This window comes from Psychrilyobacter sp. (assembly GCF_037132775.1).
In the GTDB taxonomy this organism is placed as follows: Bacteria; Fusobacteriota; Fusobacteriia; order Fusobacteriales; family Fusobacteriaceae; genus Psychrilyobacter.
In genome coordinates this window covers 20,241-34,533 of the sequence record NZ_JBAHZY010000126.1, presented here as the reverse complement: position 1 = coordinate 34,533, position 14,293 = coordinate 20,241, and the positions used below count along the sequence as shown (strand labels likewise).

Annotated in this window: 18 protein-coding genes; 1 reads left to right on the top strand and 17 read right to left on the bottom strand. The window is 32.1% G+C overall.

The window, feature by feature from the left end; all coding sequences use genetic code 11:
- From V5784_RS08575 to V5784_RS08535, 9 genes are all read right to left on the bottom strand, one after another.
- Positions 1 to 282 (bottom strand): fructose-bisphosphatase class II (locus V5784_RS08575; RefSeq protein WP_336888617.1); only part of this gene is annotated, 282 nt, incomplete at its 3' end.
- Positions 282 to 572, bottom strand: coding sequence for a septum formation initiator family protein (locus V5784_RS08570; protein WP_336888616.1), 291 nt, complete (start codon positions 570 to 572; stop codon positions 282 to 284). The genes V5784_RS08570 and V5784_RS08575, both read right to left, overlap by 1 nt.
- A complete protein-coding gene (locus V5784_RS08565; RefSeq protein WP_336888615.1) occupies positions 572 to 1,405 on the bottom strand; it encodes a DUF368 domain-containing protein in 834 nt (277 codons plus the stop codon). Before V5784_RS08565 ends, V5784_RS08570 begins: the two co-directional genes overlap by 1 nt.
- Positions 1,398 to 1,853, bottom strand: coding sequence for a transcriptional regulator NrdR (nrdR, locus tag V5784_RS08560; RefSeq protein WP_336888614.1), 456 nt, complete (start codon positions 1,851 to 1,853; stop codon positions 1,398 to 1,400). The genes V5784_RS08565 and nrdR overlap by 8 nt, the downstream gene beginning before the upstream one ends.
- A gap of 3 nt (positions 1,854 to 1,856) precedes the next feature.
- Complete coding sequence (locus tag V5784_RS08555) at positions 1,857 to 2,321, bottom strand: PTS sugar transporter subunit IIA (protein WP_336888613.1); 465 nt, start codon at positions 2,319 to 2,321, stop codon at positions 1,857 to 1,859.
- Positions 2,322 to 2,330: 9 nt separating this feature from the next.
- A complete protein-coding gene (gene recO, locus V5784_RS08550) occupies positions 2,331 to 3,020 on the bottom strand; it encodes a DNA repair protein RecO (protein ID WP_336888612.1) in 690 nt (229 codons plus the stop codon).
- On the bottom strand, positions 3,001 to 3,576 hold the full coding sequence (locus V5784_RS08545; RefSeq protein ID WP_336888611.1) for a hypothetical protein: 576 nt from the start codon (positions 3,574 to 3,576) through the stop codon (positions 3,001 to 3,003). The genes recO and V5784_RS08545 overlap by 20 nt, the downstream gene beginning before the upstream one ends.
- 4 nt (positions 3,577 to 3,580) lie before the next feature.
- Positions 3,581 to 4,069, bottom strand: a complete 489-nt coding sequence (gene mreC / locus V5784_RS08540) for a rod shape-determining protein MreC (RefSeq protein WP_336888610.1) — start codon at positions 4,067 to 4,069, stop codon at positions 3,581 to 3,583.
- Positions 4,070 to 4,378: 309 nt separating this feature from the next.
- Entirely contained in the window at positions 4,379 to 5,491 is a 1,113-nt protein-coding gene (locus V5784_RS08535) for a M20/M25/M40 family metallo-hydrolase (RefSeq protein WP_336888609.1), read from the bottom strand.
- A 579-nt stretch (positions 5,492 to 6,070) separates the two neighbouring features.
- Here V5784_RS08535 and V5784_RS08530 point away from each other — a divergent pair.
- Positions 6,071 to 7,426, top strand: a complete 1,356-nt coding sequence (locus V5784_RS08530) for an O-antigen ligase family protein (RefSeq protein ID WP_336888608.1) — start codon at positions 6,071 to 6,073, stop codon at positions 7,424 to 7,426.
- 70 nt (positions 7,427 to 7,496) lie between these two features.
- Here the strand turns inward: V5784_RS08530 and yqeH are convergent, their stop codons facing one another.
- From yqeH to V5784_RS08490, 8 genes are all read right to left on the bottom strand, one after another.
- On the bottom strand, positions 7,497 to 8,618 hold the full coding sequence (yqeH, locus tag V5784_RS08525; protein ID WP_336888618.1) for a ribosome biogenesis GTPase YqeH: 1,122 nt from the start codon (positions 8,616 to 8,618) through the stop codon (positions 7,497 to 7,499).
- Positions 8,619 to 8,648: 30 nt separating this feature from the next.
- Entirely contained in the window at positions 8,649 to 9,575 is a 927-nt protein-coding gene (gene prmA / locus V5784_RS08520) for a 50S ribosomal protein L11 methyltransferase (protein ID WP_336888607.1), read from the bottom strand.
- 65 nt (positions 9,576 to 9,640) lie between these two features.
- Positions 9,641 to 10,393 carry a 5'/3'-nucleotidase SurE gene (gene surE, locus V5784_RS08515; RefSeq protein WP_336888606.1) on the bottom strand — a complete coding sequence of 251 codons (753 nt, stop codon included), beginning with the start codon at positions 10,391 to 10,393 and terminating at the stop codon, positions 9,641 to 9,643.
- 10 nt (positions 10,394 to 10,403) lie between these two features.
- Positions 10,404 to 11,201 (bottom strand): TIGR00282 family metallophosphoesterase, encoded by a 798-nt coding sequence (locus V5784_RS08510; RefSeq protein ID WP_336888605.1) that lies wholly within the window; start codon positions 11,199 to 11,201, stop codon positions 10,404 to 10,406.
- A gap of 116 nt (positions 11,202 to 11,317) precedes the next feature.
- Positions 11,318 to 12,883 (bottom strand): ribonuclease Y, encoded by a 1,566-nt coding sequence (rny, locus tag V5784_RS08505; protein ID WP_336888604.1) that lies wholly within the window; start codon positions 12,881 to 12,883, stop codon positions 11,318 to 11,320.
- A 44-nt stretch (positions 12,884 to 12,927) separates the two neighbouring features.
- Positions 12,928 to 13,272, bottom strand: a complete 345-nt coding sequence (locus tag V5784_RS08500; RefSeq protein ID WP_336888603.1) for an STAS domain-containing protein — start codon at positions 13,270 to 13,272, stop codon at positions 12,928 to 12,930.
- Entirely contained in the window at positions 13,272 to 13,670 is a 399-nt protein-coding gene (locus V5784_RS08495; protein WP_336888602.1) for an ATP-binding protein, read from the bottom strand. The genes V5784_RS08500 and V5784_RS08495 overlap by 1 nt, the downstream gene beginning before the upstream one ends.
- Positions 13,671 to 13,674: 4 nt before the next feature.
- Positions 13,675 to 14,193 (bottom strand): hypothetical protein, encoded by a 519-nt coding sequence (locus V5784_RS08490; protein WP_336888601.1) that lies wholly within the window; start codon positions 14,191 to 14,193, stop codon positions 13,675 to 13,677.
- Positions 14,194 to 14,293: the final 100 nt, after the last annotated feature.

Sequence of the window (14,293 nt, the reverse complement as noted above, 5' to 3'; positions counted from 1 at the left end):
CATACGAGTACCCTCTACAGGATCTACAGCAATATCTACGGCGATATCCATATCATTTCTTAGACCTACTGTTTCACCTATATATAGCATAGGTGCTTCATCAATTTCACCCTCTCCAATAACGATCTCTCCGTTGATATGAATCTTGTTTAACATAGTTCTCATAGCATCAACAGCTGCCTGATCGGCTGCCACTTTGTCACCTCTACCGACCCATTTGTGTGCTGCTAATGCTGCCGCTTCAGTTACCCTTGCAAATTCAATGGCTAGTTCTCTTTTCATTAATCTTGTTCCTCCTCATATATAACTCTATAAATAGTTTCGTTCTTTTTCTTCATGGACAGTTTATCTCTTGCAAATTTTTCAATGTAATACAGGTTATTGAAATTATCTAATTGGAGTTTGATATCCTCCATCTCCTGATGTAATTTTGCCGATTGGATAGTTGTATCTTTTAATTCATTCTGTAGTTGATCTAGTGTTCTATATCCACGATAAATTCTTGGGATGTAGAGAAAGATCCCCAGTATTCCAAGGAGAATGAATATGAAAAATCCATTAATTCTTTTCATTATTTATTACCTTCCAATTTTTTCATTAATTTAACTATATATATTCCTAGACTAAAAATTATTATATTTATAAGGCCGCTAGATATAGTTAGAGTAAATCCAGGCCAGATCTCCACGAGGGAGGCCCCAATAAGCCCAACTATAAAATACAGGGTATTATCCCTGTGGGATTTTAAAAGTTTATCTATAATTCTAGCAAATCCGACAATACCTATGATGGCTCCGATACCTACTAAGGCAACAGGCAGTATCATCCTATTATTTACAAATCCTAGGATATTATAGTATTCTCCTAGCATGACTAATAGGAGGGATCCAGAGATTCCAGGGATAACCATAGCTCCTCCAGCTAAAGTACCAGCCAGGATTAATTTTATGATATATCCTCCTGTCAACTGATATAAGCTACTGGAAGTTTCGCTATTACCATAGAAAGATTGAAGGATACTAAAGCCAATCATTAACAGTAATCCAAATAGAAACCACAGCTTACCGTATTTATTTATCTGTTTATTATCTCTATGGGTTAAAACTAGTGGCAGAGATGCTACTATCAGTCCTAAAAAGAAAAAACTGGTAGCTTCTCTATAATTAGTGTAGAGAAATCCTATCACCTTGGCAAATACAAGGAGACCAATGATAACGCCTATAAATATTTGGGATAAAAATTTAATAGATTCTATTTTTTTTTCTTTAGGAGCAGTAAAAAATTCTCCCACAGATTCTGTAAGTTTTTCATAAATTCCCAAGAGGAGAGCTACAGTTCCGCCAGAAACCCCAGGGATAATATTAGCTATTCCAATAAAAGCACCACTGATTATATTTTTAATCACCGTCAACCATCCCCACGATCTCTTTTATGAATGATTTTACATCGGAAAAATCTTTATATACAGAGGCGAATCGGATATATGCGATTTCGTCTAAGTTTTTTAATTTCGCCATAACCAATTCCCCTAATTCAGTACTTTCTATTTCTAGATGGTTGGTTTCTCTGATGGTATTTTCAACCTCTTCAACAAATCTTTCCAAAGCTTCTAGGTTGACATTTCTTTTGATAACAGCTCTTTCAAGCCCCTTTAAAAGTTTATCTTTATTAAAAACTTCCTTGATCTTATTTTTTTTTATTACAAAAATAGGAACGGGTTCTATCTTTTCATAGGTAGTGAATCTTTTGCAACAGACAACACATTCCCTTCTTCTTTTTATAGAGTTATCTGTGCTATGGGGTCTACTGTCAATAACCTTAGTATCCACAGCACCACAATAAGGACATTCCATAATTTACCCCTCTTCTGAACTTATGATGTTTAAAATTTCTTGCGGGTTCTTTGCATTTAAAAGGTTATTTCTAAAAGTTTCATTTCTGATTAATCTTGAAATTCTAGCCAAGATTTTAAGGTATACACTGCTATCACTTAGTGGTGAAGCAAATACAAAAAACAACTTAACATCTTGACTGTCTAAAGATTCAAAGTTAATTCCTTCGTTGCACCTTCCAAAAGCAATAGTTAACTTTTTAGCAAAATTAGTTTTAGCATGGGGAATAGCTACCCCTTTACCAATACCTGTACTTCCTAATTTTTCCCTATCAATAAGAGCTAATTCAATAACTTTAGGGTCATCGATAGAATTCGATACTCCAAGTAGTTGCGATAATTCTAAAAGAGCTTCTTTTTTATTCTGTGCTCTCAAATCAAGGGAAACCATATCTAAAGTTATATAATCTGTTATTTTTGCAATATTCATATAATCCTCCTAAAAAAATTCTTTAAAATTTATTTTTAAATTTAAATGGTAGTTCATATAATCCTCCAAGAGTAAAATTATGCTTTTAGCATCATCTACAGAAGGGTCTAAAGAAACTATGTCGTTTATCTTTTTATCAAATAAGTTTGATATTATAATTTTTTGTATCTCAGTTAATTTGTTGAAGGTTGGTAGATCATTTATTATGGAATTTTCTATATCGAAATATAGCCCATCGTTTATATTAAACATAATCCCTTCTCCCTGAATGAGAAGGAGTAAAAAATATCCTAAAAGGAGATAATTCTTGATAGGTTTATTATTTTTATCCAAAAACCGAAAGGAATTCAAAAGTAATTTATATAAACCTATTCGTGTTTCGTTTTCAACTAAGACGGAGTTTAAAATTTCCAAGATATGAAAAGAAATATTTAACTTTTCAAGATCTTTTCTAAGGTCGAAAAAAGTTTCATTCAATTCAAATGAACTTAAGATATAGTAATCCTCTTTTTTATAAAATATAAAATTGGATACCCCGAATAGATCGGCTCCATTGAGATGTCTTTTTTTAGATTTTCTAATTCCGCTAATATTGATATTGATCTTTCCAAAATTTTTAGTAAACAATGTCAATGATCTGTCGGCTTCAGAATGGTCCACTTTTTTTATGACTATACCATCAGTTTTTAATAATTTCATCGAGGGAAAAATCCTTTTTAGATACAGGAATATTTATTTCAATATCTTTAATTATTAGTTCTGAAACTTCAATATTTTCATCTAGTATTCTAACATGTGTTGGAAAATTAATTCCATTTATTTTTGAAAAAGATTCAAATTTTATCGTTATTCCATCATTATAGATGATTTTTTGGATTTGATTGTTAGATTTGATCACCCTAAAATTTACATTCTCATCATGTGATTTAAGGTCACGAATAAATTTTAGAGTAAAATTTTCATCTATGTTTATTTTTTGATCTATTGTCTGTTCTAAAAGAGGGTAATAGATAGTCTTGTCAGAACCATTATACAGATAGATTTCCCCTTTATTTATGGCAGGAGAAATCATTTTTTTTATGAGTTTATCTGGCAGATCGGCTAAAACTTGGTACTCTTTTGTTTTCGTCCGCTTATTCAAACGAGTATTTTCAATAATTATAGCTTTAAAAGTATTAATTTTTTTAAAATCATTTTTATCTTCAGCAAATAAACTTAAGCTAAATATAAAAAAATAAAGAACAATTTTTTTCATAGGCTTACCTCTCTTTTTTGATAATCATAACATCTTTGAGATTAAATATATTATAGGGCAGTTTTACGGTTATTTGTTTAAACATCTCGTCGTTATTGTCAATAGCTGTGATCTCACCCAAAAAAAGATTTTTTTTATAGATATCACTGATACCAGACGTGAATATTTTATTGCCTACTTGGATATTTGAATCGGTAACGACATATTCTAGATTGAGAATTTCGTTTCCCTGGCCACTTAAAATTGATAGAGTGTCTCCATTTTCATCGATAGCACTGGTATAACCCTGATTGGAGGTGATTAATTCTACAATGGAATAGTTATCAAAGACTTCTTTGATCCTTCCAACTACACCTAGCGTGGAGGTAACCGCCATATTTTTTTTTATATTATCATTTTTCCCTTTGTCAATAGATATAGTTTCATAGGGATTTAGTGAATCTATATAGGAAATTTCGGCTATGATAATAGTATATTTCATTTTTTTTTTCATTTGAAGCAGTTCCCTTAGATGTTGGTTTTCCTTTAAAAGATTCTTATTTTCAAAGAAAAGATGTTTTTGTTTTTCTATGGTTAATTCTAAAATCTCATTTTTTTTTGAGATCTCTTTGATATAAAAAAAAGTGTTGAAAAAATCTTGTATATTATTGGTAGTTGTATACACTTTTAATCTAAGGGGGAACAGTAAGTTGTTAGCTTTGGTTATAAAAAGATCAGATTGTGAAAAAAAGGTAGCGATAAAGAAAAATATTATTAAAGGTACCCACCACTTTTGTTTAGTCTTTTTTTGTTTAAAATTCATCTATATTTGATCTATAATAGAAAGCAATAATTTTGTAGATCCTACCAGATCTTCGATTTTAATAAATTCCTCTTTAGTATGAACTTTACTCATACCTATACCTAGATTAACAGAAGGAATGCCCTTTCCATTGTAGATATTAGTATCACTTCCACCACCAGATTTTATGGGTTTATATTCAATATCTATATCCTTACAAGCACACTCTAAAATTTCTAATATTTTACTATCTGCTTCAATTTTAAATCCATCATATCCCTTTACGATTTCTTCTTTAAATTGTGCACCAAACTCCTTTGAAGTTTCAGCGAAGATAGCTTTAGTTTCAGCCAATAATTCATCTAAAATTTCACCGTCAAAACTTCTAGCTTCATACATCATAGATACACTAGGCATAACAATATTTACAGCTGATCCTCCAATTATTACACCGATATTAGAAGTAGTATTTTCATCTACCCTTCCCAACCTGAGTTTAGTGATTGCATGGGATGCTACTACCAATGCATTGATTCCGTTTTCAGGCTCTAAACCTGCATGAGCTGGTTTACCAATGATCTCAATCTTTCCTTTAGCTGCAAATGGTGCCTGTATAGTAATAGTTCCTGGGTTTCCACCTGAGTCTATGATGATTCCAAAATCAGGGGCATATTTTTCTATATCCATTGCACGAGCACCCAAAAGGCCTATCTCTTCTGCAATAGAAAATACAACAATAATCTCAGGGTGATCTGAGTTATTTTCCTTTAGTTGCTTGAGCGTCTCTAAGATAGCTGCAATGCCGGCTTTATCATCTCCTCCTAAAACAGAGGTACCATCTGACTTAATGATTCTATCTTCTATAATCGGAGTGATCTTATCACAGGGTAAAACGGTGTCCATATGAGCACTAAATAATACTTTCTTTTTATTAGAACCTTTAGCCTTTAAAACACCGATGATGTTTCCTGCATTACCGTTGCAACTTTCACCTGCATTATCTTCAGTAACTTCAAGGCCTATTTTTTCTAATTCAGCCTTTACATAATCAGCCATAACTCTTTCTTTTAGAGATGGTGACGGAATTTTAACCATATCTAAAAAGGTATCTACGATCCTTTGTTCATTTATCATATTTTCCTCCTAATACATTTAATGTTATTTTTGTTTTGTCTAAAGAAATTATATAATAAAAGTAAGGATTTTGCAAAGGGTTATGATGTTTTAATAGCTCTAATCTGTTCATTTTAATAGAATAATAAAAAAAATAAGCTGTTCAGCATTGGATATGGAAATATTAACTAAATAGAGGTATACTTTTAAAAGGAATCTATAAGTAACGAGGAGGAGTTAGATGTTAAAAAAAATAAAATTATTACCATTGATAATTATTCTGGGGGTAGTGCCTCTAATAGTACGGTTAAAGATTATATCGACTCCTAATAGGAAGTTTAGATTATATGGCGTACCCATTGGGAGAGAATAACTTTGATTTTTTTTCCTATTATAAGGCAATCTTCATTGTAGTTTTTTCGACTATTGGACTCATACTCTTTTTTATGAAAGGTGAGGTCATAAAAACAAAATATTATATTCCTTTAATATTTATGGGGATCTTGGCTAATCTATACTACAGTATTTTCCCCCTTCACATCGGTAGTCCTAAAGGGTGTTGGAGATAGGTATGAGGGGGTCTTTGTCTGGCTGTCATATTTGATAATAACTTTTTTAACTATTAATTTAGTGAAAACTAAAAAAGATATAAAAATACTTCTAGGAGCAGCTTTTATAGGGGTAATTATAATATCAATCATAGGTAGTTTTCAGTTTTTTGGATTGGATCTATTCAAAAGTGGTTTCGGTAGACACCTGATCTTGCCTAAAGATCTATGGGGAATAGCCGATACTCTAAATTTTAAATTTGATAAATATATTATCTATTCTACCTATTTTAACCCAAATTATGGTGGTTCATTGATGGTTATGTTTTTATTCTTTGCTGTAATGACTTTTTTTAGTGTGAGGGGAAAATTATACAATATCTCAGCATATTTATTTTATATTTTAATCTACATAAATTGGCTAGGATGTCGATCTAGAGCTGGTTTTTTGGCAGGGCAGTTCACGCTGATATTTTTTCTCTTTTTTTACAGGAAAAACCTTATTAAAAAATCAAAAATAATAATATTGCTCATAGTTACATCACTAATTATAGGGTGGGGAATGGATAGTTTTTCAGAAAATTCACTGGGAAAAAAATTATATGATACAGAGACATCAAAATATAATCCCATGAGGAAGATGATCTTAAATACTCCTAATGATCTAGTGATTACAGCGGATAAGGTTTCATTAAATATCATCTTAGAGGATGAAAAGCTAAGCTTTAAAGATGATGGTGGCAAAAAACTTCCTTTTAAATTGGTGGATAATAGATATAAATTTATAGATAAAAGGTATGAAAAATTTGAGATAGAGAAAAGAAAGGAAGATTATTATAACATTGTTTATGATAACTTTAATTACCCCTTGATTTTAAAAAATAATGGATTTAAAACCATTGGGTTTCAGGGTAGGATCACAGATATCTATACGGCAGACAGGGTAAGATGGGTGGATGGATATGAGAAAAAGGGAAGTTCTAGGGTATACATATGGTCTAGAACTATTCCAAAATTAAAATATACTGGATTTTTAGGAGGAGGACCTGATACTTATTCTTTAATTTTTCCCCAGGAGGATAATTTTGGGAAAAGGATAGCCTATGGCAATCCTAGTATGATAGTAGATAAACCGCACAATTTGTATCTTCAGATACTTATTAATATGGGATATCTATTCTTTATAGGTTTTGTGGTTTTAGTTGGGAGTTATCTAATTCAGTCTATAAAAATTTATAAGGATAAAGAATTTAATAGTTTTTATGAAGTTATTGGTTTAGCCACAGCGTTAGCTATAAGTAGTTATCTAGCCGCTGGGATGTTTAATGATAGTGCGGTATCGGTAGCCCCATATTTTTGGTTTTTCATGGGATTGGGTATAGCTGTAAACAAAAAGCTGGAAGGATAATCCTTCCAGCTTTTTTAGATAATAGAGAAACAATAAATGGAAGGGTGCACCCTTCCATTTATTGTTTCTCTTATTTAACTGGTCTTTTCGGTTGGATAAATGCATCTCTCACAATTACTTCTGCTACTTTCGGAAGGGTGATTTCTACTTTTAACGGTCCTCTTTTTACAGAGATCCATCCAAGTCCTTTAAATACAAGTTCCTCCTCTACACTCAGATCATAAATTTCAGTCTTTGTAGGCAGAGCATAGAACTCATCTTTACAATTTTCACATGGAGGAGTTATTAAAGTCCCTGTGTGTTCCGTAATAAGTTTTTCTACTCTGTCCTCTTTTGTATCGTGGTAAGTTACATTTTTAGAAGCGAATATGCTGAATATAGGCTTCATTTCACTGTCGGTTAATACTTTTACCTTAACTAATCCACCGATTAAGATTATCTTGTCAGCATTTACTTTAAATGTTTTTCTAGAAATTTCCTTTGAAGGAACGATATCTAAATGACATTTCTCACACACTAGGTCAGATATTCTTCCAGTAGGAATGAGTCCAGGAGTATCTATTATTGTGATGTTAGAGTTAGGTATTACATTTTTAGTTGCTTTAAGTGTAGTACCTGGATACTTAGAGATAGTCGCTTTCTTCTCTCCTAATAATCTATTGATAATACTTGATTTTCCAACATTTGTAGTTCCCATTACCATAACTTTTGCACCATGTGGGCAAAAATGGTTTATCTTTCTAACAATACCGTTAATACCATAAGTGTTTTTAGCACTGACTATGGCAATATCCAGAGGAACGATACCTTCATCTGCAAGCCTATTTTTCACCCAGTCAGATACCTCACTGGCATGTTTTTCACCAGGAATTAAATCTATCTTGTTGATGATTATAATGGAATCTTTCTCTCTTAAAATATCTAATATTTCATTATCAAATGATCCTTCAAAATCAATGATGTCAAATACAGCTAAAACTATTTTTGCACTGTTAGCAGAACGTTTAACCTCTTTTTTATAATCCTCTGCAGTCATCTCCATAGGGATAAAATCACCGTAGTTAGTTAATTTATAACATCTTTGGCAAGTCGCGCTTTTCTTTCCTTTTAACATCTCTTTAGGGACATAACCCTGTTTATTTTTATCTTCACTCTGTACTTCAATACCACAACCGTTACATTTTTTTATTATCTGACTCAAAATTTAAACCTCCGTTTATCATTACGCTCTAGCAGTAAAACTTACCCATTCTTTATCTTTTGTTTCTGAGACAACTTCGTATCCCAATGAAATTATTTTTTTCCTTATCTCATCAGCTTTATCTTCAATTATTCCAGATAAAATCATAAGACCACCTTTTTTTACAACTGTAGACATATCGTTTAGGAGGAGAAAGATCACATCAGCTAGGATATTAGCTACCACTACATCAAATTTTTTATCTTCTACAACTTTAACCAAATCACCTTTGAATAATTTGATACTGTCCATATCAACTTTATTCAACTCTAAATTTTCTTTGGCAACTTCTACAGCCAGAGGATCGATATCCACACCCCATACCTCAGATGCTCCCAATTTATTAGCTGTAACCATAAGTATTCCGGATCCGGTCCCGACATCTATGACGGAGTCCCCATCGTGGATATATTCTTCCATCTGTTTGATACAAAGGGAAGTTGTAGGATGAGACCCAGTTCCGAATGCTCTTCCAGGATCTAATTCAATTACTATTTCACCCTCCTCAGCCTCATATTCACGCCATGTAGGTTTAACCACAAATCTTTCACTTACTTTTTCAGGATAAAGGTATTTTTTCCAAGAATTTTGGTAATCCTCTTCATCTAATTCATAAAAATCCAATGAATAAATAAGATCCTCACGGTCTTTAAAATTTTCTTCAAAAGTATTAGTTATAAGGGATTTTTTTTTCTCCACATATAAATTTATAGGGAAATATGCCGATACAGCATAATCTCTCTGTAAAAATATCTTCTCATCTCTATAGTAATCTAATGAATCTCTTTTCATAGGTTCATCGATCTTAAGCCCTTGGACTCCGAATTCGTAAAATAAATCTGTTATTTCTTTTTTTACATATTGAGGCTCATCAGCTTCAAATATTAATCTAACTTCTATTAATTTCATATATTCATTCCCTTCCTTTTTTTAATTTTTCATCATCATATCCCACAATTTAAGAGGGAAGAGGACTACTTCTTTGTGAGTAATATCTCGAGTTCATTGTCGTATAAATTTAATTTTACTGGAGTGATAGATATATATCCATTCTCAATAGCATCTAAATCTGAGTTTTCTATATGGTCACCTTTTACAGGGTGTCCTCCCAACCAAAAATATTTATTGCCTTGAGAATCTTTCCTTTCAATTAATTTTTCTTGAAACTTTCTATTACTCTGTTTGGTATATTTAATTCCTTTAATCTCCTCCATGGGAAGGTTAGGGACATTGATATTCAAAAGAGTTCCAAGAGGAAAATTTAGACCTTCTATTGTCTTTAAATACTCTACTATAAATTCTCCTGCACTCTCAAAGTATAGATCGTCTCCATCTACAATAAGGGAGAGAGCAATGGCATTTTTTTTCCAAAATGTACCTTCAGAAGCAGCGGCAAAAGTCCCTGAATAAAATAAATCAGTACCTAAATTAGCTCCACGATTTATTCCAGAGATAACAAAGTCAATCTTTTTTTCGTCATATAGGTGAGCCAGTGCCACCTTTATAGTATCGGCAGGTTTCCCAGAAACAGAATGACCAAAGAATTGACCATCTCTATAAACTTCCTTCACTCTCAAGGGCTGGTGGAGGGTGATTCCATGTCCCGTCCCACTTTGCTCCTCAAGAGGGGCTACTACATATGTTGTATGGGCATCTTGAAGGTGATCGACTAAAACTTTGATCCCTTCAGCATAGATCCCGTCATCATTTGAAATTAATATATTCATAAATTACTCCTTATAAAAAATCTGCAAAATCTAACTCTTCAATAGATAGATCGACCCTCTTGATGTCACTACATTTTCCATATTGATTTAACTCTACCTCAATACCGTTGATCCTTACATTATCGTTACAGATAACAAATTTAGTCGGAAGGGCAGTGAGGAATCTAGGTAAAACCGAGTTTAAAGTCATTCCAATTATCCCGTCATGAGATCCAGTCATTCCGACATCTGTAATATATCCAGTACCACCATCTAAGATTCTGTTATCGGAAGTTTGAATATGTGTATGAGTTCCTAAGACAACCGAAACTTTACCATCAAGGAATCTTCCCATAGCCATTTTTTCAGATGTAGCCTCAGCGTGGAAGTCTACGATAATAGTCGTTGTTTTTTTTCTGATCTCATCCAAAACTTCTGTGATTCTTTGGAATGGACAATCAATAGGCGGCATGAAAATTCTGCCTTGCAATGAAACAACTCCTACTTTTTCCCCTGTAGGAGTCATAAAGATATTCCAACCTACCCCAGGGACTCCTTTTGGATAGTTTAGTGGTCTTAAAATTTTATGGTCGATTTTAAGGTATTCCACCATCTCTTTTTTATCCCAAATATGGTTACCAGAAGTAATTGCATCTACTCCAATTTCATAAAATTGTTTGGCTATTTTTTCAGTAAGTCCAAATCCTGCAGCAGCATTTTCACCGTTGACAACGATTAGGTCATATTCACTTTTTTTTCTCTCTAAATAATCGGTTAAGATATTTCTACCTGGTTTACCAACTACATCTCCTATTATTAAAACTTTCATTTAACCCCTCTTTTCTTTATAATATTTCTTACTTACAATGTATAATTATATCATATATTTAATAAAATTTATACCATAAAAAATGAGCCGATAAGATCAGCTCATTTAGTTTATCACTATTTTGCGTATTCTACAGATCTAGTTTCTCTGACAACAGTTACTTTGATCTGACCAGGATATTGCATAGTTTCCTCTATTTTTTTAGCTATGTCACGAGATAAGATAGTTGTCTTATCGTCACTTATGATTTCAGGGTTTATTATGATTCTCATCTCTCTACCAGCTTGGATAGCATAAGATGAATCTACACCCTCAAAAGAACTTGCAATAGCTTCTAATTCCTCTAATCTTTTGATATACGTATTTAATGTTTCACGTCTTGCTCCAGGTCTAGATGCTGACATAGCATCTGCTGCTTGGACTAAAACAGATTCGATACATTTGAATTCAACTTCATGATGATGTGATTCTGCACCATTGGCTACTAAATCTTTTTCACCAAATTTTCTTAAAAATTCTGCTCCTAATAATCCATGAGAAGTTTCAGTTTCATGGGTTAATACCTTACCTATATCATGGAATAAACCAGATCTTTTAGCTAATTTTACATCCGCTCCGATTTCGGCAGCTAATGTAGCAGATATGTGAGCCACTTCGATAGAATGAGTCAAAACATTTTGTCCGTAGCTAGTTCTAAACTTTAAACTACCTAATACTTTAGTTACTTCAGGATGTACTCCTGTAATACCAAGTTCAAATAGTGCGTGTTCCCCAGCTTCACGGATACCTTTATCCACTTCTTTAGTGGCTTTTTTAATAGCTTCTTCGATTTTTGTAGGATGAATTCTTCCATCATTTACTAATTTTTCTAACGCACTTCTAGCAATCTCTCTTTTAACACCATCAAAACATGACAAAACTACAGCTTCTGGGGTATCATCGATGATTATATCTACTCCAGTTAAAGATTCAATAGTTCTGATATTTCTACCTTCACGTCCTATGATTCTACCTTTCATCTCATCGTTTGGTAGTTGTACCACAGATACAGTAGCATCGGAAACAAATTCTGCTGAAGCTTTTCCGATAGCAGTAGAAAGTATTCTTTGAGTCATTCTGTCTTTTTCTTCCTCTAATTTATGTTCAAAACTTCTGATCATAACAGCTGAGTCATGAATAAGGTCATCTTTTAACTTATCAAGTAAGATTTTTTTTGCATCCTCTTTAGATAATTCAGAGATTTTTTCTAACTCTAATTCTTGTTTTTGTTTTAATTCTTCAATCTCATTTTCTTTAAGATTTAATTTTTTCTCATAACTATTTATTTCTATAGTTTTTGCTTCAACTCTGTCTAACTTACTGTCTAAAGATTCCTCTCTTTTAATAAGTCTATTTTCTTTTTGATTTATTTCATTTTTAGCTAATTTAATCTCTTTTTCAGCATCTTCTTTGAATTTGTATACTGTTTCTTTAGCTTTTATAGTTATTTCTTTAGCTTTTGATTCAGCGTCAAAGGCAGCTCTTCTCTCGATCTTTTCAGCCTTGACTTTTGCTTGTTCAACGCTATTTTCAATATTGTTTAGATCTTCAATTTTTTTATCTATAACAGATTTTTTATAGAATACAGAGGAAAATATCCCTGCTGCAACTACAACTGCCGCTATTATAATAATTGTATTCATATTCAAATCCCCTCTTTAAAAATATAATGTTTATGGGATATTAATTAAAATTTAGCTAAAGCTTCTTCTTCAGTAGCGCAAATTTCAAATATCTCATCTAACCCAACCATTTCAAAAATTGTTTTGATATGGTCGTTTAAGTTTGATAGCTTTATATCACCATCGTGTTCTTTAACTTCTCTTAATTTTCCTCTTAAAATCCCCATAGCCAAACTATTGATGTGACTTAATTCTTCACAGTTGATTATGAAGTTATACGTTTCATTTTCAACTAATTTAGCTAGTCTCTCTTTTAACTTAGGAGCCACCATAGCATCAAGTTCGCCTGTAATTTTAATTATTTTTATACCATTAATGTTTTTTTCGATCAATTCAAAATTAGAGTTCATTATTTTGTTTCCTCCTCAACTTTTTTTAATATTTCAAACTTTGTTCCGATTTTCTTAGGCTTAATCTCTAGATTATCTACGAGACCCTTAACTATATTTAATCCCATGCCTCCTTCAGACTTACTTTTTTTTAACCTGTTGAATCCAGCTCCAAAATCTTCTACAGTGATTTTCACAAAGTCACCTTCCTTTATCATAAATATAGAGATATCTCCACTATGATAGTTGTATCCGTGCTCGATTGCATTGGTTGCTAGTTCATCTATAACAGTCAGAAGTCTAAGAATATCTTTTTTAGACACAGATTCTGCAATTAAATATGTTTTTACAAGGGCTCTAATTAAAGAAAGATTTTTTAAAGAAGATGGCACAATTATTCTGATCCCTTCACCTTGCAATATTTCACCCTCTTTCACTAAAGTCTAGTATTTTCCACTGACCATTTTCAAAATTAAATACGATATCTAAATAAAGGCTTTCATCATAAAGATTAATAAGAGCTAAAATTGAAGCATGATTTTTATTGAATTTTGGATCGGTGGTATATATGTTACTACCACTCAAATCTAGCTTCTTTAGCTCATTTAATTTTATTTTATTTTTTATTCCCTTGTAGGTATATCGTTCAATAATAAAAATTTGGTTTTTGGAAAAAGCTGTCTTTAATACGTTTATTAATTTTTTGAGGTCTTTAACCCCTTGCTCTCTTTCCGATATTAAAACTTCATATTCATTTAATCTTTTAGGATCTAGAGTCGGTCTTATTTGAGAAAATAATTCCCTAGCTTCACCTAACTCCCAGTCATTAATTTTTTGTTCTAATAACTGTTCTTTTGGAGAGAATGAACTGTTTTTTAAAGGTGTATTTACACAGCCTAGTAGAAACAGTAAAATAAGAGTTAAACTTAATTTTCTCAACATCTCATCCTCCTATAATATCATCATTACAATGATAGCATACTAAAAATAAAATATCAACTAACTAGTATGTTTTATAAGCTTTTTCACCATGGTTTTTTCT

What these genes read in the sequence shown, in the direction of transcription:
- V5784_RS08570 (WP_336888616.1), bottom strand. Translation starts at nt 572, where the DNA reads ATGAAAAGAATTAATGGATTTTTCATATTCATTCTCCTTGGAATACTG.
- nrdR (WP_336888614.1), bottom strand. Translation starts at nt 1,853, where the DNA reads ATGGAATGTCCTTATTGTGGTGCTGTGGATACTAAGGTTATTGACAGT.
- V5784_RS08555 (WP_336888613.1), bottom strand. Translation starts at nt 2,321, where the DNA reads ATGAATATTGCAAAAATAACAGATTATATAACTTTAGATATGGTTTCC.
- recO (WP_336888612.1), bottom strand. Translation starts at nt 3,020, where the DNA reads ATGAAATTATTAAAAACTGATGGTATAGTCATAAAAAAAGTGGACCAT.
- V5784_RS08545 (WP_336888611.1), bottom strand. Translation starts at nt 3,576, where the DNA reads ATGAAAAAAATTGTTCTTTATTTTTTTATATTTAGCTTAAGTTTATTT.
- mreC (WP_336888610.1), bottom strand. Translation starts at nt 4,069, where the DNA reads ATGAAAAAAAAAATGAAATATACTATTATCATAGCCGAAATTTCCTAT.
- V5784_RS08535 (WP_336888609.1), bottom strand. Translation starts at nt 5,491, where the DNA reads ATGATAAATGAACAAAGGATCGTAGATACCTTTTTAGATATGGTTAAA.
- prmA (WP_336888607.1), bottom strand. Translation starts at nt 9,575, where the DNA reads ATGAAATTAATAGAAGTTAGATTAATATTTGAAGCTGATGAGCCTCAA.
- surE (WP_336888606.1), bottom strand. Translation starts at nt 10,393, where the DNA reads ATGAATATATTAATTTCAAATGATGACGGGATCTATGCTGAAGGGATC.
- V5784_RS08510 (WP_336888605.1), bottom strand. Translation starts at nt 11,201, where the DNA reads ATGAAAGTTTTAATAATAGGAGATGTAGTTGGTAAACCAGGTAGAAAT.
- rny (WP_336888604.1), bottom strand. Translation starts at nt 12,883, where the DNA reads ATGAATACAATTATTATAATAGCGGCAGTTGTAGTTGCAGCAGGGATA.
- V5784_RS08500 (WP_336888603.1), bottom strand. Translation starts at nt 13,272, where the DNA reads ATGAACTCTAATTTTGAATTGATCGAAAAAAACATTAATGGTATAAAA.
- V5784_RS08490 (WP_336888601.1), bottom strand. Translation starts at nt 14,193, where the DNA reads ATGTTGAGAAAATTAAGTTTAACTCTTATTTTACTGTTTCTACTAGGC.